This window comes from Thalassotalea euphylliae (assembly GCF_042682785.1).
Classification (GTDB): Bacteria; Pseudomonadota; Gammaproteobacteria; order Enterobacterales; family Alteromonadaceae; genus Thalassotalea_F; species Thalassotalea_F euphylliae.
The window spans coordinates 375,901-393,973 of the sequence record NZ_JBHUIB010000012.1; the positions used below are offsets into that span (position 1 = coordinate 375,901).

At 44.1% G+C, this 18,073-nt stretch carries 14 protein-coding genes; 11 read left to right on the forward strand and 3 right to left on the reverse strand.

Translation table 11 applies throughout. The features are described from left to right. The 11 genes from tldD to ACFSJY_RS16225 all read left to right on the forward strand — a co-directional run bounded on the left by tldD (position 1) and on the right by ACFSJY_RS16225 (position 15,568). Positions 1-1,440, forward strand: coding sequence for a metalloprotease TldD (gene tldD, locus ACFSJY_RS16175; RefSeq protein ID WP_386036619.1), 1,440 nt, complete (start codon positions 1-3; stop codon positions 1,438-1,440). 213 nt (positions 1,441-1,653) lie between these two features. Continuing rightward, the gene (locus ACFSJY_RS16180; RefSeq protein ID WP_386036622.1) at positions 1,654-4,767 is read left to right on the forward strand and encodes an efflux RND transporter permease subunit; all 3,114 of its coding nucleotides are present in this window, start codon (positions 1,654-1,656) and stop codon (positions 4,765-4,767) included. A 9-nt stretch (positions 4,768-4,776) separates the two neighbouring features. Continuing rightward, positions 4,777-5,847 carry an efflux RND transporter periplasmic adaptor subunit gene (locus ACFSJY_RS16185; RefSeq protein ID WP_386036625.1) on the forward strand — a complete coding sequence of 357 codons (1,071 nt, stop codon included), beginning with the start codon at positions 4,777-4,779 and terminating at the stop codon, positions 5,845-5,847. Positions 5,848-5,963: 116 nt separating this feature from the next. Then, positions 5,964-7,031: a trypsin-like peptidase domain-containing protein gene (locus tag ACFSJY_RS16190; RefSeq protein WP_386036628.1), complete on the forward strand. Its 1,068-nt coding sequence runs from the start codon at positions 5,964-5,966 to the stop codon at positions 7,029-7,031. Between the two features lie 113 nt (positions 7,032-7,144). Continuing rightward, positions 7,145-8,086 (forward strand): homoserine O-acetyltransferase MetA, encoded by a 942-nt coding sequence (gene metA / locus ACFSJY_RS16195; protein ID WP_386036631.1) that lies wholly within the window; start codon positions 7,145-7,147, stop codon positions 8,084-8,086. A gap of 1 nt (position 8,087) precedes the next feature. Then, a complete protein-coding gene (gene metH, locus ACFSJY_RS16200) occupies positions 8,088-11,771 on the forward strand; it encodes a methionine synthase (RefSeq protein WP_386036634.1) in 3,684 nt (1,227 codons plus the stop codon). A gap of 280 nt (positions 11,772-12,051) precedes the next feature. After that, positions 12,052-12,666, forward strand: coding sequence for a HutD/Ves family protein (locus tag ACFSJY_RS16205; protein WP_386036637.1), 615 nt, complete (start codon positions 12,052-12,054; stop codon positions 12,664-12,666). 14 nt (positions 12,667-12,680) lie between these two features. Continuing rightward, on the forward strand, positions 12,681-12,932 hold the full coding sequence (locus tag ACFSJY_RS16210) for a hypothetical protein (protein WP_386036640.1): 252 nt from the start codon (positions 12,681-12,683) through the stop codon (positions 12,930-12,932). Positions 12,933-13,071: 139 nt separating this feature from the next. Then, positions 13,072-13,641: a hypothetical protein gene (locus tag ACFSJY_RS16215; protein WP_386036642.1), complete on the forward strand. Its 570-nt coding sequence runs from the start codon at positions 13,072-13,074 to the stop codon at positions 13,639-13,641. 87 nt (positions 13,642-13,728) lie between these two features. Then, complete coding sequence (locus ACFSJY_RS16220) at positions 13,729-14,244, forward strand: DapH/DapD/GlmU-related protein (RefSeq protein WP_386036644.1); 516 nt, start codon at positions 13,729-13,731, stop codon at positions 14,242-14,244. A 259-nt stretch (positions 14,245-14,503) separates the two neighbouring features. Next, positions 14,504-15,568: a GGDEF domain-containing protein gene (locus ACFSJY_RS16225; protein ID WP_386036647.1), complete on the forward strand. Its 1,065-nt coding sequence runs from the start codon at positions 14,504-14,506 to the stop codon at positions 15,566-15,568. 83 nt (positions 15,569-15,651) lie between these two features. Here ACFSJY_RS16225 and ACFSJY_RS16230 read toward each other — a convergent pair whose 3' ends face one another. The 3 genes from ACFSJY_RS16230 to ACFSJY_RS16240 form a co-directional block, all read right to left on the reverse strand. Next, positions 15,652-16,266 (reverse strand): CatA-like O-acetyltransferase, encoded by a 615-nt coding sequence (locus ACFSJY_RS16230; protein WP_386036650.1) that lies wholly within the window; start codon positions 16,264-16,266, stop codon positions 15,652-15,654. Positions 16,267-16,408: 142 nt separating this feature from the next. Then, positions 16,409-16,801 carry a hypothetical protein gene (locus ACFSJY_RS16235; protein WP_386036653.1) on the reverse strand — a complete coding sequence of 131 codons (393 nt, stop codon included), beginning with the start codon at positions 16,799-16,801 and terminating at the stop codon, positions 16,409-16,411. A gap of 57 nt (positions 16,802-16,858) precedes the next feature. After that, the gene (locus ACFSJY_RS16240) at positions 16,859-18,061 is read right to left on the reverse strand and encodes a catalase family protein (protein WP_386036656.1); all 1,203 of its coding nucleotides are present in this window, start codon (positions 18,059-18,061) and stop codon (positions 16,859-16,861) included. Positions 18,062-18,073 lie beyond the last annotated feature (12 nt).

Consider the following 18,073-nt stretch of genomic DNA (forward strand, 5'->3'; position numbering starts at 1 on the left):
ATGAATAAGGTCGAGCAGTCTTTGCTAACCGACAGTCAACTAGACCGAAGTGCATTGTCAGACACATTAGCCCATATCCATCAGCACAGTGTTGATTTCGCTGACTTGTATTTTCAGTCGTCTCGCCATGAATCATGGATGTTAGAAGACGGTATCGTCAAAGAAGGCTCTTACAACATAGAACGTGGTGTTGGCATTCGAGCTATTTCAGGTGAGAAAACAGGTTTTGCTTATTCTGACGATATCTCAGCGCAAGCGTTGGAAAAAGCCGCTAGTGCAGCTCGTGGTATTGCGACGAAAGGCCAGCAAGGCAAAGTACAGGTTTTTACTGATGTATCAGCGGATGAGATTTATCACACGGTAGACCCGCTTTCGAGCTTGTCACAGGAAAAGAAAATCGCGTTACTTCATGAAGTTGAAGCGCATGCACGTGCAGCTGATAAGCGCGTAAGCCAAGTTATTGTTAGTTTATCTGGTATTTACGAGCACGTGCTGGTTGCCGCTACAGACGGCACATTTGCGACAGATATTCGTCCGTTAGTGCGCCTTAATTGTTCGGTGTTGGTTGAATCAAACGGTAAACGTGAACGTGGCAGCTCAGGTGGCGGTGCGCGAACTGATTATAGCTTCTTCTTTGAAGCTGAAGGAGATAAACCTCGCTACAAACATTACGCCGAAGAAGCTGTACGCCAAGCTGTCGTTAATTTAGATGCTATTGAAGCACCTGCTGGTACACTACCTGTGGTATTAGGCGCAGGTTGGCCAGGAGTGTTGTTGCATGAAGCGGTAGGTCACGGCTTAGAGGGTGACTTTAACCGCAAAGGCTCATCGGCTTTTTCAGGAAAAGTTGGACAACGTGTCGCTTCAGAGCTGTGTACTATTGTTGATGACGGCACCATTGTTGGTCGTCGTGGTTCAGTCAATATCGATGATGAAGGTACGCCGGGGGCGTACAATGTCTTGATTGAAGACGGTATTTTGAAAGGCTATATGCAAGACAAGCACAACGCGAGCTTAATGGGTGTAGCACCAACAGGTAATGGTCGTCGAGAGTCATACGCGCACTTACCTATGCCACGTATGACCAATACATATATGCTTGCTGGTGAGTCGTCACCAGACGATATTATTAAATCGGTCAAGAAAGGCATCTATGCGCCAAACTTTGCGGGTGGCCAAGTTGATATCACGTCTGGAAAATTCGTGTTTACCAGTGCCGAAGCTTACATGATTGAGGATGGAAAAATTACAACTCCAGTAAAAGGCGCCACCTTAATTGGCAGCGGGCCAGAATCTATGCAAAAAGTGAGCATGGTTGGTAACGACCTCAAACTGGATGCTGGCGTAGGGGTATGTGGTAAAGACGGTCAAAGCGTGCCTGTTGGTGTTGGTCAGCCCACACTAAAAGTCGATGAGATGACGATAGGTGGTACTAACTAACCTTAGTTTATGTACTTAACGGAAAGCCGACGTAATACGTTGGCTTTTTTTATATTTGTTTGTCTCACAGTGTCGCTTTGTTAACGAATGTAACTAACTGTTAAAAAGCGTAGATTTGTCGCAAATTATCGTGCGTTAAACGGATTTTTCACCATTACTTAAAGCTCCTTAGCTATTATCCCCACCAATCGCATGGAATAGACGAGCTACAACATGAATTTGACCCGCAACGCCCTCAAAAATCCCGCCGCTATTATCGTTGTTGTCGCCTTGGTGATGGTCTTTGGCCTGCTGAGTGTGTTTAAGCTTCCTATTCAACTGACGCCTGATATTGAACAACCACAAATAAGTATTTCGACCGGTTGGCGCAGTGCAGCACCTGAAGAAATGGAGTCTGTGATTATCGAGCCGCTCGAAAATGCGGTGAAAAATACCCAAGGCGTCACGAAAGTTACCACGAATATTCAACGTGGCTTTGGATTTATTAGCCTGACATTCGATGTTGGCACTGACATGCAGCAAGCCATGCTTGATGTCATAAACAACCTTAACCAAGCACCACCGCTGCCGTTAGATGCTATGGAACCCGTGGTTTCTGCTGGTGGTGGTCGTGGTGGCCCACAGACCGCTTCTCTACTTATCAAAACACTACCTGACAACCCTGTGAAAGACTTAGGTACGTATCAAAAACTGATAGAGGACGTTGTTAGGCCTCGCTTTGCTAGAATTCCAGGTCTTGCGCAAGTCAACTTAAATAGTCACCGTGACCAGGAACTACGTATCACTTTCGACCCACTCAGAGCAGCTTCGCTGGGCTTAAGTATTGGCGATATTACGTCTACTGTTGCACGTGCGAATGATGTCTCAGCTGGTGTAGCCGATGTTGGTCGACGTCAATACACAGTCCGTTTTGCGGGCAAATACAGTGTTGAAAACTTAACGGAAATGATTGTTGGCTATAGTGGAACACGCCCAATTTACTTGAAAGATATTGCCACGGTAGAGAAAACCTTAGTTGACCGCTTTGGTTTTAGTTTACGTAGCGGTCAGCCAGCGTACTATTTTACATTGATGCGCCAAAACGACGCCAATACGGTTGCTCTTCTTGATGAAATCAATATTGCTATTAAAGAGCTCAACGAAGGTCCAATGAAGGCTGCCGGTCTAACCATAGATTTGAGCTTTGACGCTTCAGTTCATATCCGCAATGCATTGAAACTAGTGAAAGGAAACTTAGGGTTAGGTGTATTGCTCGCGTTGATTATCTTGTGGCTATTTCTGCGCGGTTGGAAGAATACGTTGATCATCGCAACCACTATTCCAATCTCATTGATGGTTTCGTTTGTCGCGCTCAGCATTTTTGATCGCAGTTTAAACGTTATTTCACTTGCGGGTTTAGCCTTCTCCGTTGGATTAGTGTTAGATGCTGCGATTATTGTGCAAGAGAACATTGTCCGAATGCGCACGCAAGGGTTAGACAATCACAAGGCGGTTATGAAAGGGGCAATGCAAGTAACAGGTGCATTGTTCGCTTCAACGGCAACCAGTGTCGCGATTTTCCTACCAATATTGTTTATGAAAGGCGTGGAGGGGCAACTGTTTTCAGACCTTGCGTTGACATTGTCTATTGCGGTTATTGCGTCGTTAATATCCGCCATTACAGTGCTGCCTATTGCCAGTAAGTACTGGTTGAAAAATGATAAAGAAACCGACCCGATGGCGCACTATTGGCAAAAGTTGACCAACCTTATCATGCGGCTCACAAATACGCGTGTTAAGCGTTTTACTTGGATTGGTGTGTTAATTGGTGGATCACTGTGTGTCACCTTTTTATTGCTACCCAAAACGGACTTCATGCCGCGAGCGCCAACTGATGGCTTCTTCTACAGCTTGAATATGCCTCCAGGTGGCAATGTCGATTTTGTTGAAAACGAAATGGCAAACCTTATCAAAGAACGATTAGCGCCATACTTGTCAGGTGAAAAGCAGCCAAAGATTAAAAGCTATAACTTTTACACTAATGGAACGGCAAATACAGGGGGCTTCATATACTCTGACGACCCAACGCGCGTTGAAGAGTTAATGGATATTACCCGTAATGAAATTTTCAAAGGCTTACCGGATACGCAAGCATTCTTGTTTCGAGGGTCGATGATTAATGTCTCTGGTAGTGGTAACGGTAGAACCGTAGATATTGATATTAATGGTTCAGACATTGAAGCGTTAATCAAAGTGGCACAAACGGGTATGGCAACTATTAGTCAGGAAATGGAAAATACCACAGCGTTCCCTATGCCGAGTTTGAGCTTATCAGAGCCGGAATTACAATTAGTGCCGAATGACCAACGCATTACTCAAGCTGGGTTAACCAGACGAGATGTCGCCAATGCGGTGAGAGCATTCACGAGTGGCTTATTCATTAACGAATACTTTGACGGTAATGACCGCGTGAATGTCATTCTACGTGGTGATCGCTGGCAAACACCAGATGAGTTGGCTTCTTTACCAATATATTCGCCATTTGCAGGTATTCAAACCATTGGTGAGCTGACTGATATTGTGCGCACAGCGGGTCCAACACAGCTTCGCCGTGTTGATGGCAAACGAACCATCAGTATCCAAGTGACACCGCCAGCAGACATGTCGTTAGAAGAAGCGCTTACGATTCTAAATGAAAAAGTCGTACCGAAAATGCAAGAACAGTTGCCAGCCGATTCTTCTATTCTGCTGAGCGGAAACGTGAATAAAATGGCTGCAGCAATCAGTGACATGATTCAGAACTTTGTACTGGCGTTGATTATTTTATTCTTGCTGATGACGGCACTGTTTAAGTCAGCTAAAGATAGCTTGTTAGTGCTGTTAGTTATGCCATTAGCTGTTGGTGGTGGTGTATTGGCGCTAAACGTATTGAATATGTTTACCTTCCAGTCACTCGATTTGCTGACCATGATTGGCTTTATCATTTTATTAGGGCTAGTTGTGAATAACGCCATTTTATTGGTTGACCAAACTCGTCGCGCTCAACGTGAAGGTATGACGACGCGCCGTGCAGTTGCACAGGCAGTGCGCGTGCGCGCTCGCCCAGTATATATGAGTACCCTAACCAGTTTATTCGGTATGTTGCCGTTAATGTTAATGCCTGGTGTTGGCAGCGAAATATATCGCGGTCTAGCCACGGTAATTGTAGGGGGAATGATGGTAAGTGCATTGTTCACGTTGATTTTGTTCCCCGCATTACTGCGCTTTAACGAAAAAGACACACCGCACCAATCAGACAATATTGAGCCGCTGCACCCAGAGCCTCAATTAAAAATAAGCAATAGCTAGGAGCTTGCTATGAGTATTTTTTCACTGACACGACATACGTTCTCAAGCAAGACACTTCTTTTTGCGGCTTCATTAGTAGCTAGCGTAAGTGTACATGCGAACACGCCACCACCAAGCCCAGTAAAAGTCGATGCTGTAACAACTGTTCCTCTTGGCGCTACAGCTGACTTAATGGGAACTGTTCACAGTAAAATGCACGTGCCGATTACGGCAGGTATTAGTGGCAGAGTAGAGTGGGTAGCTGAACCTGGGAGTTTTGTTCTAGAAGGCGAACCGCTGGTAAAAATGGATATGTTGCCGCTCTCGCTGCGCCGAGCAGAACAAATCGCACAAATTAAGCGTGCTACCATCAACAAGAACTATCTTGCTAATGAGGTTGACCGTTTAGAAAGGCTACGTAAAACAAACGCGACATCACAATTTCAATTGGATCAAACCAAATCTGAATATGAGCTAGCAGAAGCGGATATGGAAATTGCTAAGTTGAAGCTAGAGCAACTCGAAGATGAAATTAATCGAGCGACGGTTAAAGCGCCTTATGATGGCGTGGTCACTGAACGGTTAGTATTAGCAGGTACAGACGTTAATCGTAGCGACACATTAAGTAAATTCTTAGATACGGAACATCTTGAAGCGCGTGTCTATATTCCTATTAAATATTTAGCATTTATGCGCTTAGGGCGCGAACTGTCGCTAAGTAATGAGCAGCAACAGTTAAAAGCGAATATCACTGCGGTGATCCCAAGTGCTGATCCACGCTCACAAACCTTTGAAGTACGTGTCGAAATTCCGGCTCATTTAAATGAGCAATGGGCGGCAGGGCAGTTAGTCAAAGTGACAGTGCCAATTCAGCAAGCGGTGCCTACGCTTACGGTTCACCGTGATGCACTGATACTGCGTAAAGACGGTACGTATGTGGTGCGTGTTGATGAAGAAAGCAAAGTAACCCGTTTAAAAGTTCAAGTAGGTCAAGGCACATCCGATCGTGTTTCCGTTATTGGTGAGCTAAATACGGGCGACCTTGTCGCGATTCGGGGCGCAGAGCGTTTGCAAGAAGGCCAATCAGTAGTCATCAATTAGGGCGAACAATACCTTGTTCGTTCGAGGTTACTTAATTTAATTCAACACCTTAAATTAACCTCAATCTTTAAAGTGTGGTACATTTAATTAAGGAATAATAATTACATGTACCACCTTTGAAAGTCTTTTCGTTTATCAGATACATCATTCAGTCAGCGAGCTATGGGGTGCTGGCGGCCGTCATTTTAATACTTCTTGTGCCTGAACTTCGCACGCAGTTAGCTAACTCAACCTTTATTCAAGGGGAAGAGGAAGAAACTGCGCCACTTTCATATGCGAAAGCGGTGAGCAGAGCGGGACCGGCGGTTGTTAATATTTACTCGACCGATATCACACAATCACGTCGATTCGGCAGAAATGGGGCGGAAACAACTCGCCTAGGCTCGGGTGTCATTATGGACCCCAATGGTTATATTCTGACGAACTACCACGTGGTACAAAACGCCGATTTCGTCGCAGTATGGCTGCAAAATGGACAGCAATATGATGCTGTTTTAATTGGTTACGATATCTATACTGATTTGGCGGTATTAAAAGTGGAAGCGGCAAATTTGCCAGTTATCCCGCAACGGGATGATTTAGCATCGCTCTCAGGTGATGTGGTACTCGCTATCGGTAACCCACTCAATTTAGGACAAACGGTCACTCAAGGTATTATCTCTGCGGTTGGCCGCAATGGGTTAAGTAGTACTAACTACTCACAATTTTTACAAATGGATGCGGCGATTAATGAAGGTAATTCAGGCGGTGCTCTGGTAAATACGAACGGCGAACTGGTAGGCATAAACTCTCGTAAATTTACTCAGCGTTCGCCACAAATCAACGTACAAGGCATTTTCTTTGCCATTCCTTACGAGCTGGCCCACAAAGTCATGCGCAAAATTATTGAACATGGTCGCGTAATTCGTGGCTGGCTTGGCGTCAATACCACACAGCTACCATCCAATAATAAGGGCTTTATCATTGATACTGTTATGCCGAACAGCCCTGCATTTAAAGCTGGATTAAGACCTGGTGATTTGGTGTATCAAATCAATGACGTCACCATCACCAGTGTAGAGCAAGCGTTAGATATAGTCGCTGAAACGCTTCCAGGCACCACTATTCAGCTTAGCTTGTACCGTAACCAGCAAGCGATGATAGTGCCTGTGGAGATTGCTGAGCATAATAATATTCGTAATTAAGTCATTTACTATTTCAAAACATTTAGACGTCTAAACGTTTAGATGTTGACATATCTAGAAATCCAAGGCACATTTAGCGTACAAAATGTTCGCTAGTGTATCTTGGGTTTATCATGCCAATTAAAATTCCTGATCAATTGCCTGCTTTATCTATTCTTGGCAATGAGAATATCTTCGTGATGTCTGAACATCGCGCTGCAAATCAAGATATTCGTCCAATGGAAATGGCAATTCTCAATCTGATGCCTAACAAGATTGAAACGGAAGTGCAGATCTTGCGCATGCTGTCGAACACACCATTGCAAATTAATGTCGACTTGGTGCGAATTCACGCGAACCCATCAAAGAATACCCCGACTTCACACTTGGAGTCTTTCTATCGCCTTTTCGACGATGTGAAAGGTAAACAATATGACGGCTTGATTATCACTGGTGCGCCGCTTGGCTTGATGGACTATGAGGACGTCAGCTACTGGGACAAAATTCAAGACGTGTTCGACTGGGCGCAAAATAACGTAGTTTCTACGATGTTTCTTTGCTGGGCGGCGCATGCTGCGCTGTATCATCATTACGGATTGAATCGTCAGGTGCGCGACCAAAAGCTTTCTGGTGTGTATCGTCATGATGTTACTAAAGCCCATGAAAAGCTGACGCGCGGCTTTGATGACGAATTTTGGGTACCACACTCTAGATATGGTGAAGTCACGCCAGAAGACTATCAGTCAATTCCGCACTTGCAGATTTTAGGTCAGTCAGCGGAAGCGGGTGTTTATCTGGTTGCCAGTGAAGATAAGCGTCAGGTCTATGTGACTGGTCATCCAGAATACGACCCAAGTACACTCGATGAAGAGTATCGGCGAGATTTGGCGGCTGATTTAGCGCCCGACATCCCTGTAAATTATTACCGAGATAATAATCCCGATAACGCGCCAAGCAGTAAATGGCGCAGCCATGGTAGTTTGTTGTTCAATAATTGGATCAACTATTATGTGTACCAGATCACCCCGTATCAATTAGATGCTGAACACATTCAGACATCAATCACAGGAGAGTAACGTGCAGCAGTTAGCATCGTTCCAACAACTTCAACAAGCCCTTGATGACCGCATTCTCGTATTAGATGGTGCGATGGGAACCATGATTCAGGATCGTAAATTTGGCGAAGCTGATTTCCGTGGTGAGCGCTTCAAAGATTGGCACTGTGATATTCAGGGAAATAACGATTTATTGGTATTGACCCAGCCGGACGCCATTTTAGATATACACCGCCAGTATTTAGAAGCGGGCGCGGATATTCTGGAAACCAACACATTTAACGCCACCACGATTGCCATGGCTGATTACGACATGCAGGCGTTAAGCGCGGAAATTAATTTAGAAGCGGCAAAGCTAGCGCGTCAAGCGGCGGATGAGTACAACCAGAAAACACCTGACAAATGGCGTTTTGTTGCAGGTGTGTTAGGGCCAACTAACCGTACATGTTCTATTTCACCTGATGTGAATGATCCGGCGTTTCGAAACATTACGTTTAATGAACTTGTCGATGCCTATAAAGAATCAACTAATGCGTTGATTGATGGCGGCTCTGACATCATTTTGATAGAAACCATTTTCGACACGTTAAATGCCAAAGCCGCGATTTTTGCAGTAGAAACCGTATTTGCCGATCGTGGATTAAAGCTGCCAATAATGATTTCTGGCACCATTACCGATGCGTCAGGCCGCACACTGTCAGGTCAAACAACGGAAGCTTTCTACAACTCACTTCGTCATGCAAAGCCTATTTCTATGGGTCTTAACTGTGCGTTAGGTCCAGACGAATTACGTCAATACGTTGAAGAGCTAAGCCGCATTTCAGACTTTGCTGTATCTGCTCACCCTAATGCCGGTCTGCCAAACGCATTTGGTGAATACGACTTGAACGCTGACGATATGGTGGTTCATATGCGTGAGTGGGCAACATCAGGCTTCTTAAACATTATTGGTGGCTGTTGTGGTACCACGCCTGAGCATATCAAAGCTATGGCTGAGGCAGTGGCAGATGTTTCGCCACGCAAAGTAGAAGCGCGCCCAATTGCATGTCGTCTATCGGGTTTAGAGCCGCTGACTATCGAGAAAGAGTCGTTGTTTGTAAATGTCGGTGAGCGCACTAATGTCACAGGCTCTGCTATTTTCCGCCGCCTCATTACTGAAGAAAACTACGACCAAGCGATTTCTGTTGCCTTACAGCAAGTTGAAAATGGCGCACAGATTATTGATATCAACATGGACGAAGGCATGTTGGAATCAAAAGCAGCCATGGTGCGCTTTTTGAATTTGATTGCTGGCGAACCTGATATTGCCAAAGTACCGATTATGCTCGATTCAAGTAAGTGGGACATTCTCGAAGCGGGCCTACAGTGTATTCAAGGTAAGGGTATTGTTAACTCGATCAGCTTAAAAGAAGGTGAAGCGATTTTCCGCGAGCAGGCTGAATTGCTGAGACGTTACGGTGCGGCTGTTATCGTGATGGCGTTTGACGAGGTGGGCCAAGCGGATACGCGTGAGCGCAAGTTCGAAATATGTAAGCGCGCCTATCATATCCTTGTTGATGAGATTGGTTTCCCTGCTGAAGACATTATTTTTGACCCGAACATTTTTGCTGTTGCTACTGGTATTGATGAGCACAACAATTACGGCGTTGATTTTATTGAAGCGGTAAAAGACATCAAAGACAACCTACCTTATGCAATGGTGTCTGGTGGCGTATCTAACGTGTCATTCTCATTCCGTGGCAATAATCCTGTTCGCGAAGCCATCCACGCAGTATTTCTCTACCATGCAATTAAAAATGGCATGGACATGGGTATTGTTAACGCAGGGCAATTAGCCATTTATTCTGACTTACCAGAAAAGCTAAAAGTGGCCGTTGAAGACGTGGTCATGAACAGTGATGACGGGGCGACAGAGCGTTTACTAGAAATCGCCGAAGAATATCGTGGACAAGCCAGTGGCGGCATAAACAAAGCTGATTTAGCGTGGCGTGAGTTACCCGTAACAAAACGATTAGAACATGCGCTAGTAAAAGGTATTAACGAATTTATTGTTGAAGACACCGAAGAAGCGAGATTAGAAGCCAGTAGACCGCTCGATGTTATTGAAGGGCCGTTGATGGACGGCATGAATGTGGTTGGAGACCTGTTTGGTGCTGGCGAAATGTTCTTGCCACAAGTGGTGAAATCGGCACGTGTAATGAAGCAAGCGGTTGCCCATTTACAGCCATTTATTGAAGAAGAAAAAACAGAAGCGACCTCAAACGGTAAGGTGCTATTGGCTACCGTAAAAGGGGACGTCCACGATATCGGTAAGAATATTGTTGGTGTTGTGCTGCAGTGTAATAACTATGAAATCATCGACCTTGGGGTTATGGTGTCGTGTGAAGAAATTTTGCGTGTCGCTAAAGCAGAAAATGTTGATGTGATTGGACTTTCGGGGCTAATTACACCATCGCTTGATGAAATGGTGCACGTGGCAAAAGAAATGCAACGCCAAGGTTTTGATTTACCGTTGCTTATAGGTGGTGCGACAACATCAAAAGCGCACACTGCAGTGAAAATTGAGCCACAGTATGAGCACCCCGTAGTGTATGTGCCGAATGCATCACGCAGTGTATCTGTTGTGAGTTCGCTGTTATCGGACGAGCTACGAGATGACTTTGTCGCAAAACAAAAAGCGGAATACGTGAAAGTGCGTGATCGCCACAATAAAAAAGGCCCACGTTCGACCTTAGTATCCTTATCTGATGCGCAGGCTAACCCAAGCCCGATAACGTTTGATAACTACACGCCGAGCAAGCCAAACAAACTGGGCGTAACCGTATTAGAAAACATTGATTTGAATGTGGTGCGCAACTACATCGACTGGACACCGTTCTTCATGACGTGGCAGCTGTCAGGTAAGTATCCGAAAATTCTTGAGCATGAGCTAATCGGTGAAGAGGCGACAAAATTGTTTAATGACGCCAACGCTATGCTTGATGATGTCATTAATAACGGCAAGCTCAAGGCCAGTGCCGTTGTCGGCTTATTCCCCGCTGTGCGTGAAGGGGATGACGTGCATTTATACGCTGATGAAGCAAAATCAGAGTTGTTGATGACGACACATCATCTGCGCCAGCAAGGTAAGAAGCCGGAAGGGCAGTTCAATAGATGTCTAGCTGATTATATTGCAACAGCTGATAGTGGTGTCGATGATTACATGGGCGCGTTTGCGGTATCTGCAGGGTTTGGTTGCGATGAATTAGTCGCAGAGCTTGATGCACAAAATGATACGTATAACAGTATTCTTATGAAGGCGGTTGCCGACAGGCTGGCAGAGGCGAGCGCGGAATATCTTCATGAGCTTATTCGTAAAGATTACTGGGGTTATGCACCAGAGGAGAACTTTGATAACGAAGCGCTAATACGCGAGTCATACCAAGGTATTCGACCGGCACCCGGTTACCCTGCTTGCCCTGAACATACCGAAAAAGGGAGCTTATGGAAGCTGCTCAATGTTGAAGAAAATATAGGTATGCAGCTAACCTCAAGTTATGCCATGTGGCCAGGTGCCGCGGTAAGTGGTTGGTATTTTGCCCATCCTGATTCTAAGTATTTTGCCGTGGCGAAAATTGACCATGACCAAGTACAGAACTATGCAGATAGAAAAGGTTGGGATTTAGATACGGCAGAAAAATGGTTGGCCCCAAATTTAGAAGACTAACCCTTTAATCACTTTTTTTGCGTCTTATTTACTCGATAACTTCTTTGTCAAAGGTGCTCACATATCTGTATATGTGAGCACCTTTTCCTTGAATTTATTGGTAAATACTTAGCAAAATCCGATTAAATGTCGCTATCTGTTTTGTTGGTTCCTGAATTCTTTTGCCGAGCCTAAAACGCTATTAACAATCACACAACCCCTCTTTTGAATAACCTGCAACCTCAGCTGTTCGTTGGGTTATAATGGCGCCGTTTTCCATATTGTCTGAGCCGTTATTGTTATGTTAGAAATCATTTCTTCGTCTTCATTTAAAACCATTCCATGGAAAAATGGGTTAGGAAAAACGGTCGAGATGGCAATTAGCGATGGGGGGACGGTTGACAATTTTGACTGGCGAATTAGCCAAGCAACGGTTGCCAACGACGGCGAATTCTCTGATTTCTCAGGTCTTGAACGCAATTTGGTATTAATAAAAGGTGAAGGTATATCATTGCTTCATAAAATGGCAGATGCAGCACTAAACCAAGGCTATTGCCAAGAAGACCACCTTACCCAATTACTTGATTACGCCAACTTTGACGGTGGATATAAAACCTTTGGCAAACTGCACGGCAATGAACCCGCTACGCGTGAAATTATTGACCTTAATATTATGACGCGAGCTGACAAGTTCGACACGCAAGTGATAACTGCCAAATCCTGCAATAAACTCGCTCTACCAAAAGCAGATATTGTCTTTGTCTATAGCCTGTCTAGTGGGCTAATACTTCAAGATGAACAAGGTGAACAGAGCATTGAGGACGGGGCGCTAATCAAAGTCACCGATTTGGCGGGCTCAAATTACTTAATTAGTGGTGAGCTGATTATTCTTGCCGTTATTAATGGTAAAAACTAAAACCTAGCTAACTCATGGCAAAACCTCGTAAAAAGCTTCCGGAAAAGTCAGTCGATATCTATTGCAGCAAATGCAATGCTCAGCTATTTCAATATAAAAAAGGCGGTAAAGGCGCGCTAGTAAAGTGCTTTAAGGAACGTATTGTTAAGGACTTTACCTCGGTGCCATGTCAGTGCCCCAAGTGTGAGCAAGTCTTTGCCCGAGATACGTTGGTGCGTGGCACTCCGGCTTATAAAGTTATTGGCGGTAAGGTGTGGTTTAAATAGCGCTTGTCGCCTCGCTATTCCGTTTGGGACACTAATGCCTGCCTGGTGTCATCTTCAGTCAGAGACTCCATAATTCTTGCACATTCTTTTTTTATCATAGAACGATATCCCTGATATTTCATGAAAAAGGAAGATAAGCATGACCTTAAAAGCCCTGAAGTTATTTGGTATTGCGCTGCTGATTGCATGCACAGGCACAGCCAAGGCGACATTTATTCACGACGAGATAAGTGTTCATTACGACAACATTTTTCAGTCTGATTTACTCAGTGGCACAACTGTCGTAGGCGAGGGTGTTGAGTTTGTTAGGACTGACAGTTTACGGATGACATACAGCTTAGATTTTACCGAGTCAGCGTTTACATTAACTGTCTCAAAACCTTTTACTGCGGGAAATTTTACGGGCATTTTTAGTGCACTAGAAATCACAGGCATTGACACGTCTATTTTAGATGTCACCTTTGATTCACTAAATAGCAGCCGTTTTAGCAGCAATGCACCGACGATCGAGTTCTCTGAATCAGGCTCTATCTTTATTTCTACGCCTTTTTTCGCGAGTGCAAATTCTCCGGCGACAGCTTTGTCACACTCTTTTACTTGGAACGTGTTGTTTGATGCTGTTGAGGTGCCTAACCCATCAGTATTTTTACTGATGTTACTGGGCTTATTTTCGCTAGTTGTTCAGCGTCGTATTAGCCGAAAAGTTTAGCGCTATTGTTAGAGCTTTATCTAGAGATAAAGCTCTTCATCAAGTTGCTTTACTCTTGTTGTATAAATGTTGATGGGGAAAACACAAATGATATTTAAAGTGTTGTATAACCACCTGTTTATCATGATTGGGAACGCTCTACCTCGCTATGGCTATTTCAATCATATCAGGCCCAAACTATACAGAGCGGCGGGTTTGAATATAGAGCAAGGGACAACCATCACTGGGCCGCTTTCTCTTCGGGCTGATACGACACAAAAAATATTCATTGGCAGCAATACCTATTTTAATAGTGAGACTCGATTTGGCTGTGAAGACAGCGAGATCAGAATCGGTAGCAATGTGCTTGTGGGGCCTAGGGTGTGCTTTGAATCGGCAAGTCACCATCTATCCTTTGAAAAAGGAAAGGGACGAGGGCTATTTACTAAAGAAATTATTATTCAAGACAACGCGTGGATTGGTGCAGGGGTTATTGTTCTTCAGGGTGTTACTATTGGTGAAGGCGCTGTTGTTGCTGCTGGCGCGGTTGTCAACAAAGACGTGATGCCCAATACCGTTGTCGGTGGCGTTCCTGCTAAAGTTATTAAAGAGGTTGTCAGTTAAACAATACGTTTTACCTATTAAGCTCCCTCCTTTTTATTGGCTTTTCCCCAATTTTCTTAATTGCATATTCTTTGCACATTTATGGTTTATAGTGAATTAAAGCGTTATAGACGAATCCGCAGGGAAGGGTAAAATGATCTTAAAAGAGCAAGCATCGACACACTCGCTAACAGGTTTTAGAAGGCAACAACTAATGATTACTTGTTGTTCGGCGTCGGTAGCTATATGATCAGCTTAAAAAAATAGCAAATACCGATTCATGTTCAGCGCTATCATCAATCTAGGGATAGAAAACCAAAGCTCTACCCAAGTTTCAAAAATTAAAATTACTAATCTGGTTAGCTTCTTTACTGCGATTATCGCATGCTGCTATGCGCTGTTTTTCCATTTTGAATTAGACCAGCCAGGCTTAATGCTAATGAACTTTGTGTTTGTTGGCGCGTACATGGCAACGCTTGCAATGTCTCATTTCCAGCTGTTCAAGCTGGGGAAGTTATGGTTTTTTATGACTTTAATGGTGCACGTGTTTCTACTTAGCACCCAAATATTCTCACCTTCTTCTAATTTTCACCTTTACTATTTGATCATCCCTACTGGCATTTTTGTGTTGTTTGACGAAGAAGATGTGAGAGAAAAATATTCCATCATGTTTGTCGCTATCAGTTTGTTTTTTGCGACCGTGAATTATCAAGTAGAGCCACTCATTGAGATTTCACCTAAAGCCGAAGAGCTAATCTTTATTTCCGCTGTAACTGTCATCATGATTGAAATTTTTATCGTGATGTCTTGGTTTAGCCGTTTGATGCACCGTTACCAAACGCGATTAGTCACCATGGCAACAAAGGACGGTTTGACGGGTATCGACAACCGTCGCACATTTATGAGTGTCGCGGAAGATATGATGACCCACAGCCATCGATACAATACCAAGCTTTCTTTGGTGCTGATGGACGTCGATCACTTTAAGAAAATTAATGATAACGTTGGGCACCTAGGTGGTGACTATGTGCTCAAGCAAGTAGCTAACTTGCTTGATATGAATAGTCGAGCAAGTGATAAATTAGCGCGCTATGGCGGTGAAGAATTTGTGTTGTTATTACCAGAGAGCAACGCATCACAGGCCAATGAAACCGCCGAAAACCTGCGTAAAATCATCGAAAAACATATCTTTCTATATCAAGGTACAACGGTACCTGTGACCATGAGTTTTGGCGTCACTGAGAAGCACATTGACGATATTGAAGTGACAGAGCTAATCAAACGAGCAGACGGTGCGCTCTATGAGGCTAAAGAAGCCGGTAGAAACAAGGTCAAAGCGGCCTAAACGTTAAGCCGATGGCAGCTTTTACAATGCAGTTAACATGCAAATTGCAGGGTAATTAGCGCGCTTTGATTTCACGCCCGCGGCTAGGCTAATGACTGCATGTATTCTGTAAAGCTTTCTTGGTATTTCGCAATATCAATCGCATCAGCAATAGCATGATGCAATTCGACTGACACTGGCATCGTCACTTTACCATCTACTTCTTCTACTTTACCAAACACGATTTTGGGAATATCTGAGCCTGATCCACTATGGGCATGTTTGTAGCCCGTAAAGCTTAACCATGGGGTTATGGAATAGAAAATTTGATAGTCACGATTGTCAACATTGGCTAAAGGCTCTTCTGCTTTTGCGGCATCTACAAGTTGACTATTAGCTGCAATAAAATCGCTTAAGCGGCAATGGTGCACCATGTTACAGAAGTTGAAAAGCCCATTTTCTTGCGCGACAGTAGCTGAGGGTTCAACGCGATTGACAATGTAAGGTCGGTTATCGGTGTCAAGGCGCGTCTTAAAGGCTTCGACACTATTGCAAGCTTGGCTAGAGAGAAACATTAATACAAGAAACAACGACATCTCGTTGTCTTTGGCATATTCGTATGCTTTTGTGATCTCCATTGAAAAACAGATATTAAAGCTGGGATCGGTAAAGTTTTTATAGAAATTGAAGTGATTTTTTCTTGCCCAAGTCTCAATCAATATGGGCGTCCTGACTATCTTGTTCGAGTCATATTCACAAGTCACATTGACCACCTAAGCCTATTTTTTATCTTCTTTGATAATACATCAGCAGAATGGGTCAGTGAATGCATTAACCGTGAACACAGGTGTTTCTCTCGAACTACGCATATTGTTTTAATGAACATAACCAAGATTTTGCTTCGTCTTCCGACTTAAATACCTGGGTGAGTATTTTAGATTGGCTAAGAAATTCCTGCTGACTCCTGATGATATCTAACATGCCTTCTCCTTGAATGACGATCGCTTTGCCTAGGCAGTTTTGCTTTTCCAACCATATGGCGTGTCTATTCCCCTCTTCGTGGGCGTCAGGCGTACTGCCCTCATAATTGGTCAGGTTTATTAGCAGATAAAACCCGTTGCCATTTAAATCTGTGATTTTCTTTTCTGCGAGTTCACACAAGTTTTTAGAAGCTAGATAATTAAACATACCATCGAAATTGACAAACATGGTGTCGTCAACAATTTCTACGGTGTAGTTGCCGTGTTCAATCACTAATGGGTTCCTTACTGCTTAATCAAAGGAATACGCAATATTCTACAGAAAAGCAGCCTAGTCGGCTGCTTCTGAAAGTGCGGAAGTTGTTACTGTTTCGTTACTCTCGGCAGGACAAGCTTCACCATTTAGTGATAAACACCAACCTTTAGGCTCTTGTTTTTCGACCTTGTTCTTACCGTGTCTGAAGCGAGAAACACCATCATAAACCGCTTTTCTTAAACGGTTTATACCACCGACAGGCTCAATGTCTTGAGTGCCGTGCCACGGTGTAAATGACAAGTTCTCACAGAAGCTATTTTGTACTTCTGTGCTGAACTCTTGCTGTGGAATAGTGATTCGCGCAACGTTGATGAAGGGGGAGTCAGACTCGCTCCATCGCACAGTGGTATCTTCCACAGGCATGTTCTTCGTTGGGTCTTGCAGTTGCACCATAAAATCAAAACATGCTTCATTATTGCCCACATTTTTGACCAACTCTTGGCGCAAGAAATTCGGGTTATCGTCATCGACCTCAACGGCGGTGTTTGTATCACAGGCCTTAGCCGAGTATTTCATAAACTGCTCAGGACCTAGGCGATAAGCAGATAAACTAAAATACTGCTCGGTTAACAAACTATCCGGTGCTGCTTTTAATGTACCTGCGCCTAGATATAGCTGGCGGAAGTGCCACTTAAAGATGTTCCAATTGAAGTTATCGAAGAAATAACCGAATTTGTCGCCTTGTGCCTGTGTTTGCATAAAGGTTTTGTACTCTTTCACCGTAGGAATAAAGAATACGTCGTTATTGATCATCACGAAGTCTTGGCTGCCAGCATCTTGCGGGTCGGTTAGCAATGTTGGCTGGTCAATGTTCATTAACTTTATTGCCATACCTCGCGCATCGCGCACTGAATCCGGCTGAGGCATAGTGTCTCCGCTTGAATAGCGAATCCATGCTTGATATTCACGAGGTTCCTTAAATACGCCATAACGTAGCTTAGGGTCTGCCAACTCCGGCACGGTAAATGTCGCTTTCAAGCAACCATGTGCCTTAGCGTGTACATCGCGACGATATGGTGATGGTGCAGTTTTTTGATGGCTACGGGTAGCCATAGTCACCGCTGAAGAGATGATATCGGCTATGTAGGTTTTTTCTTCTGGTGGCTCATAAATGCCATTATGGAATTTACTGGCGTCTTGCTCAGATACAAAGTTCGCACAAACGGCAACCGCTACGACTGCGCCCCCAGCTAATAAGACTTTTCCTGTTGTGTTCATATACTTCTTACC

What these genes read in the sequence shown, in the direction of transcription:
- tldD (WP_386036619.1), top strand. Translation starts at nt 1, where the DNA reads ATGAATAAGGTCGAGCAGTCTTTGCTAACCGACAGTCAACTAGACCGA.
- ACFSJY_RS16180 (WP_386036622.1), top strand. Translation starts at nt 1,654, where the DNA reads ATGAATTTGACCCGCAACGCCCTCAAAAATCCCGCCGCTATTATCGTT.
- ACFSJY_RS16185 (WP_386036625.1), top strand. Translation starts at nt 4,777, where the DNA reads ATGAGTATTTTTTCACTGACACGACATACGTTCTCAAGCAAGACACTT.
- metA (WP_386036631.1), top strand. Translation starts at nt 7,145, where the DNA reads ATGCCAATTAAAATTCCTGATCAATTGCCTGCTTTATCTATTCTTGGC.
- ACFSJY_RS16205 (WP_386036637.1), top strand. Translation starts at nt 12,052, where the DNA reads ATGTTAGAAATCATTTCTTCGTCTTCATTTAAAACCATTCCATGGAAA.
- ACFSJY_RS16210 (WP_386036640.1), top strand. Translation starts at nt 12,681, where the DNA reads ATGGCAAAACCTCGTAAAAAGCTTCCGGAAAAGTCAGTCGATATCTAT.
- ACFSJY_RS16215 (WP_386036642.1), top strand. Translation starts at nt 13,072, where the DNA reads ATGACCTTAAAAGCCCTGAAGTTATTTGGTATTGCGCTGCTGATTGCA.
- ACFSJY_RS16220 (WP_386036644.1), top strand. Translation starts at nt 13,729, where the DNA reads ATGATATTTAAAGTGTTGTATAACCACCTGTTTATCATGATTGGGAAC.
- ACFSJY_RS16225 (WP_386036647.1), top strand. Translation starts at nt 14,504, where the DNA reads ATGTTCAGCGCTATCATCAATCTAGGGATAGAAAACCAAAGCTCTACC.
- ACFSJY_RS16240 (WP_386036656.1), bottom strand. Translation starts at nt 18,061, where the DNA reads ATGAACACAACAGGAAAAGTCTTATTAGCTGGGGGCGCAGTCGTAGCG.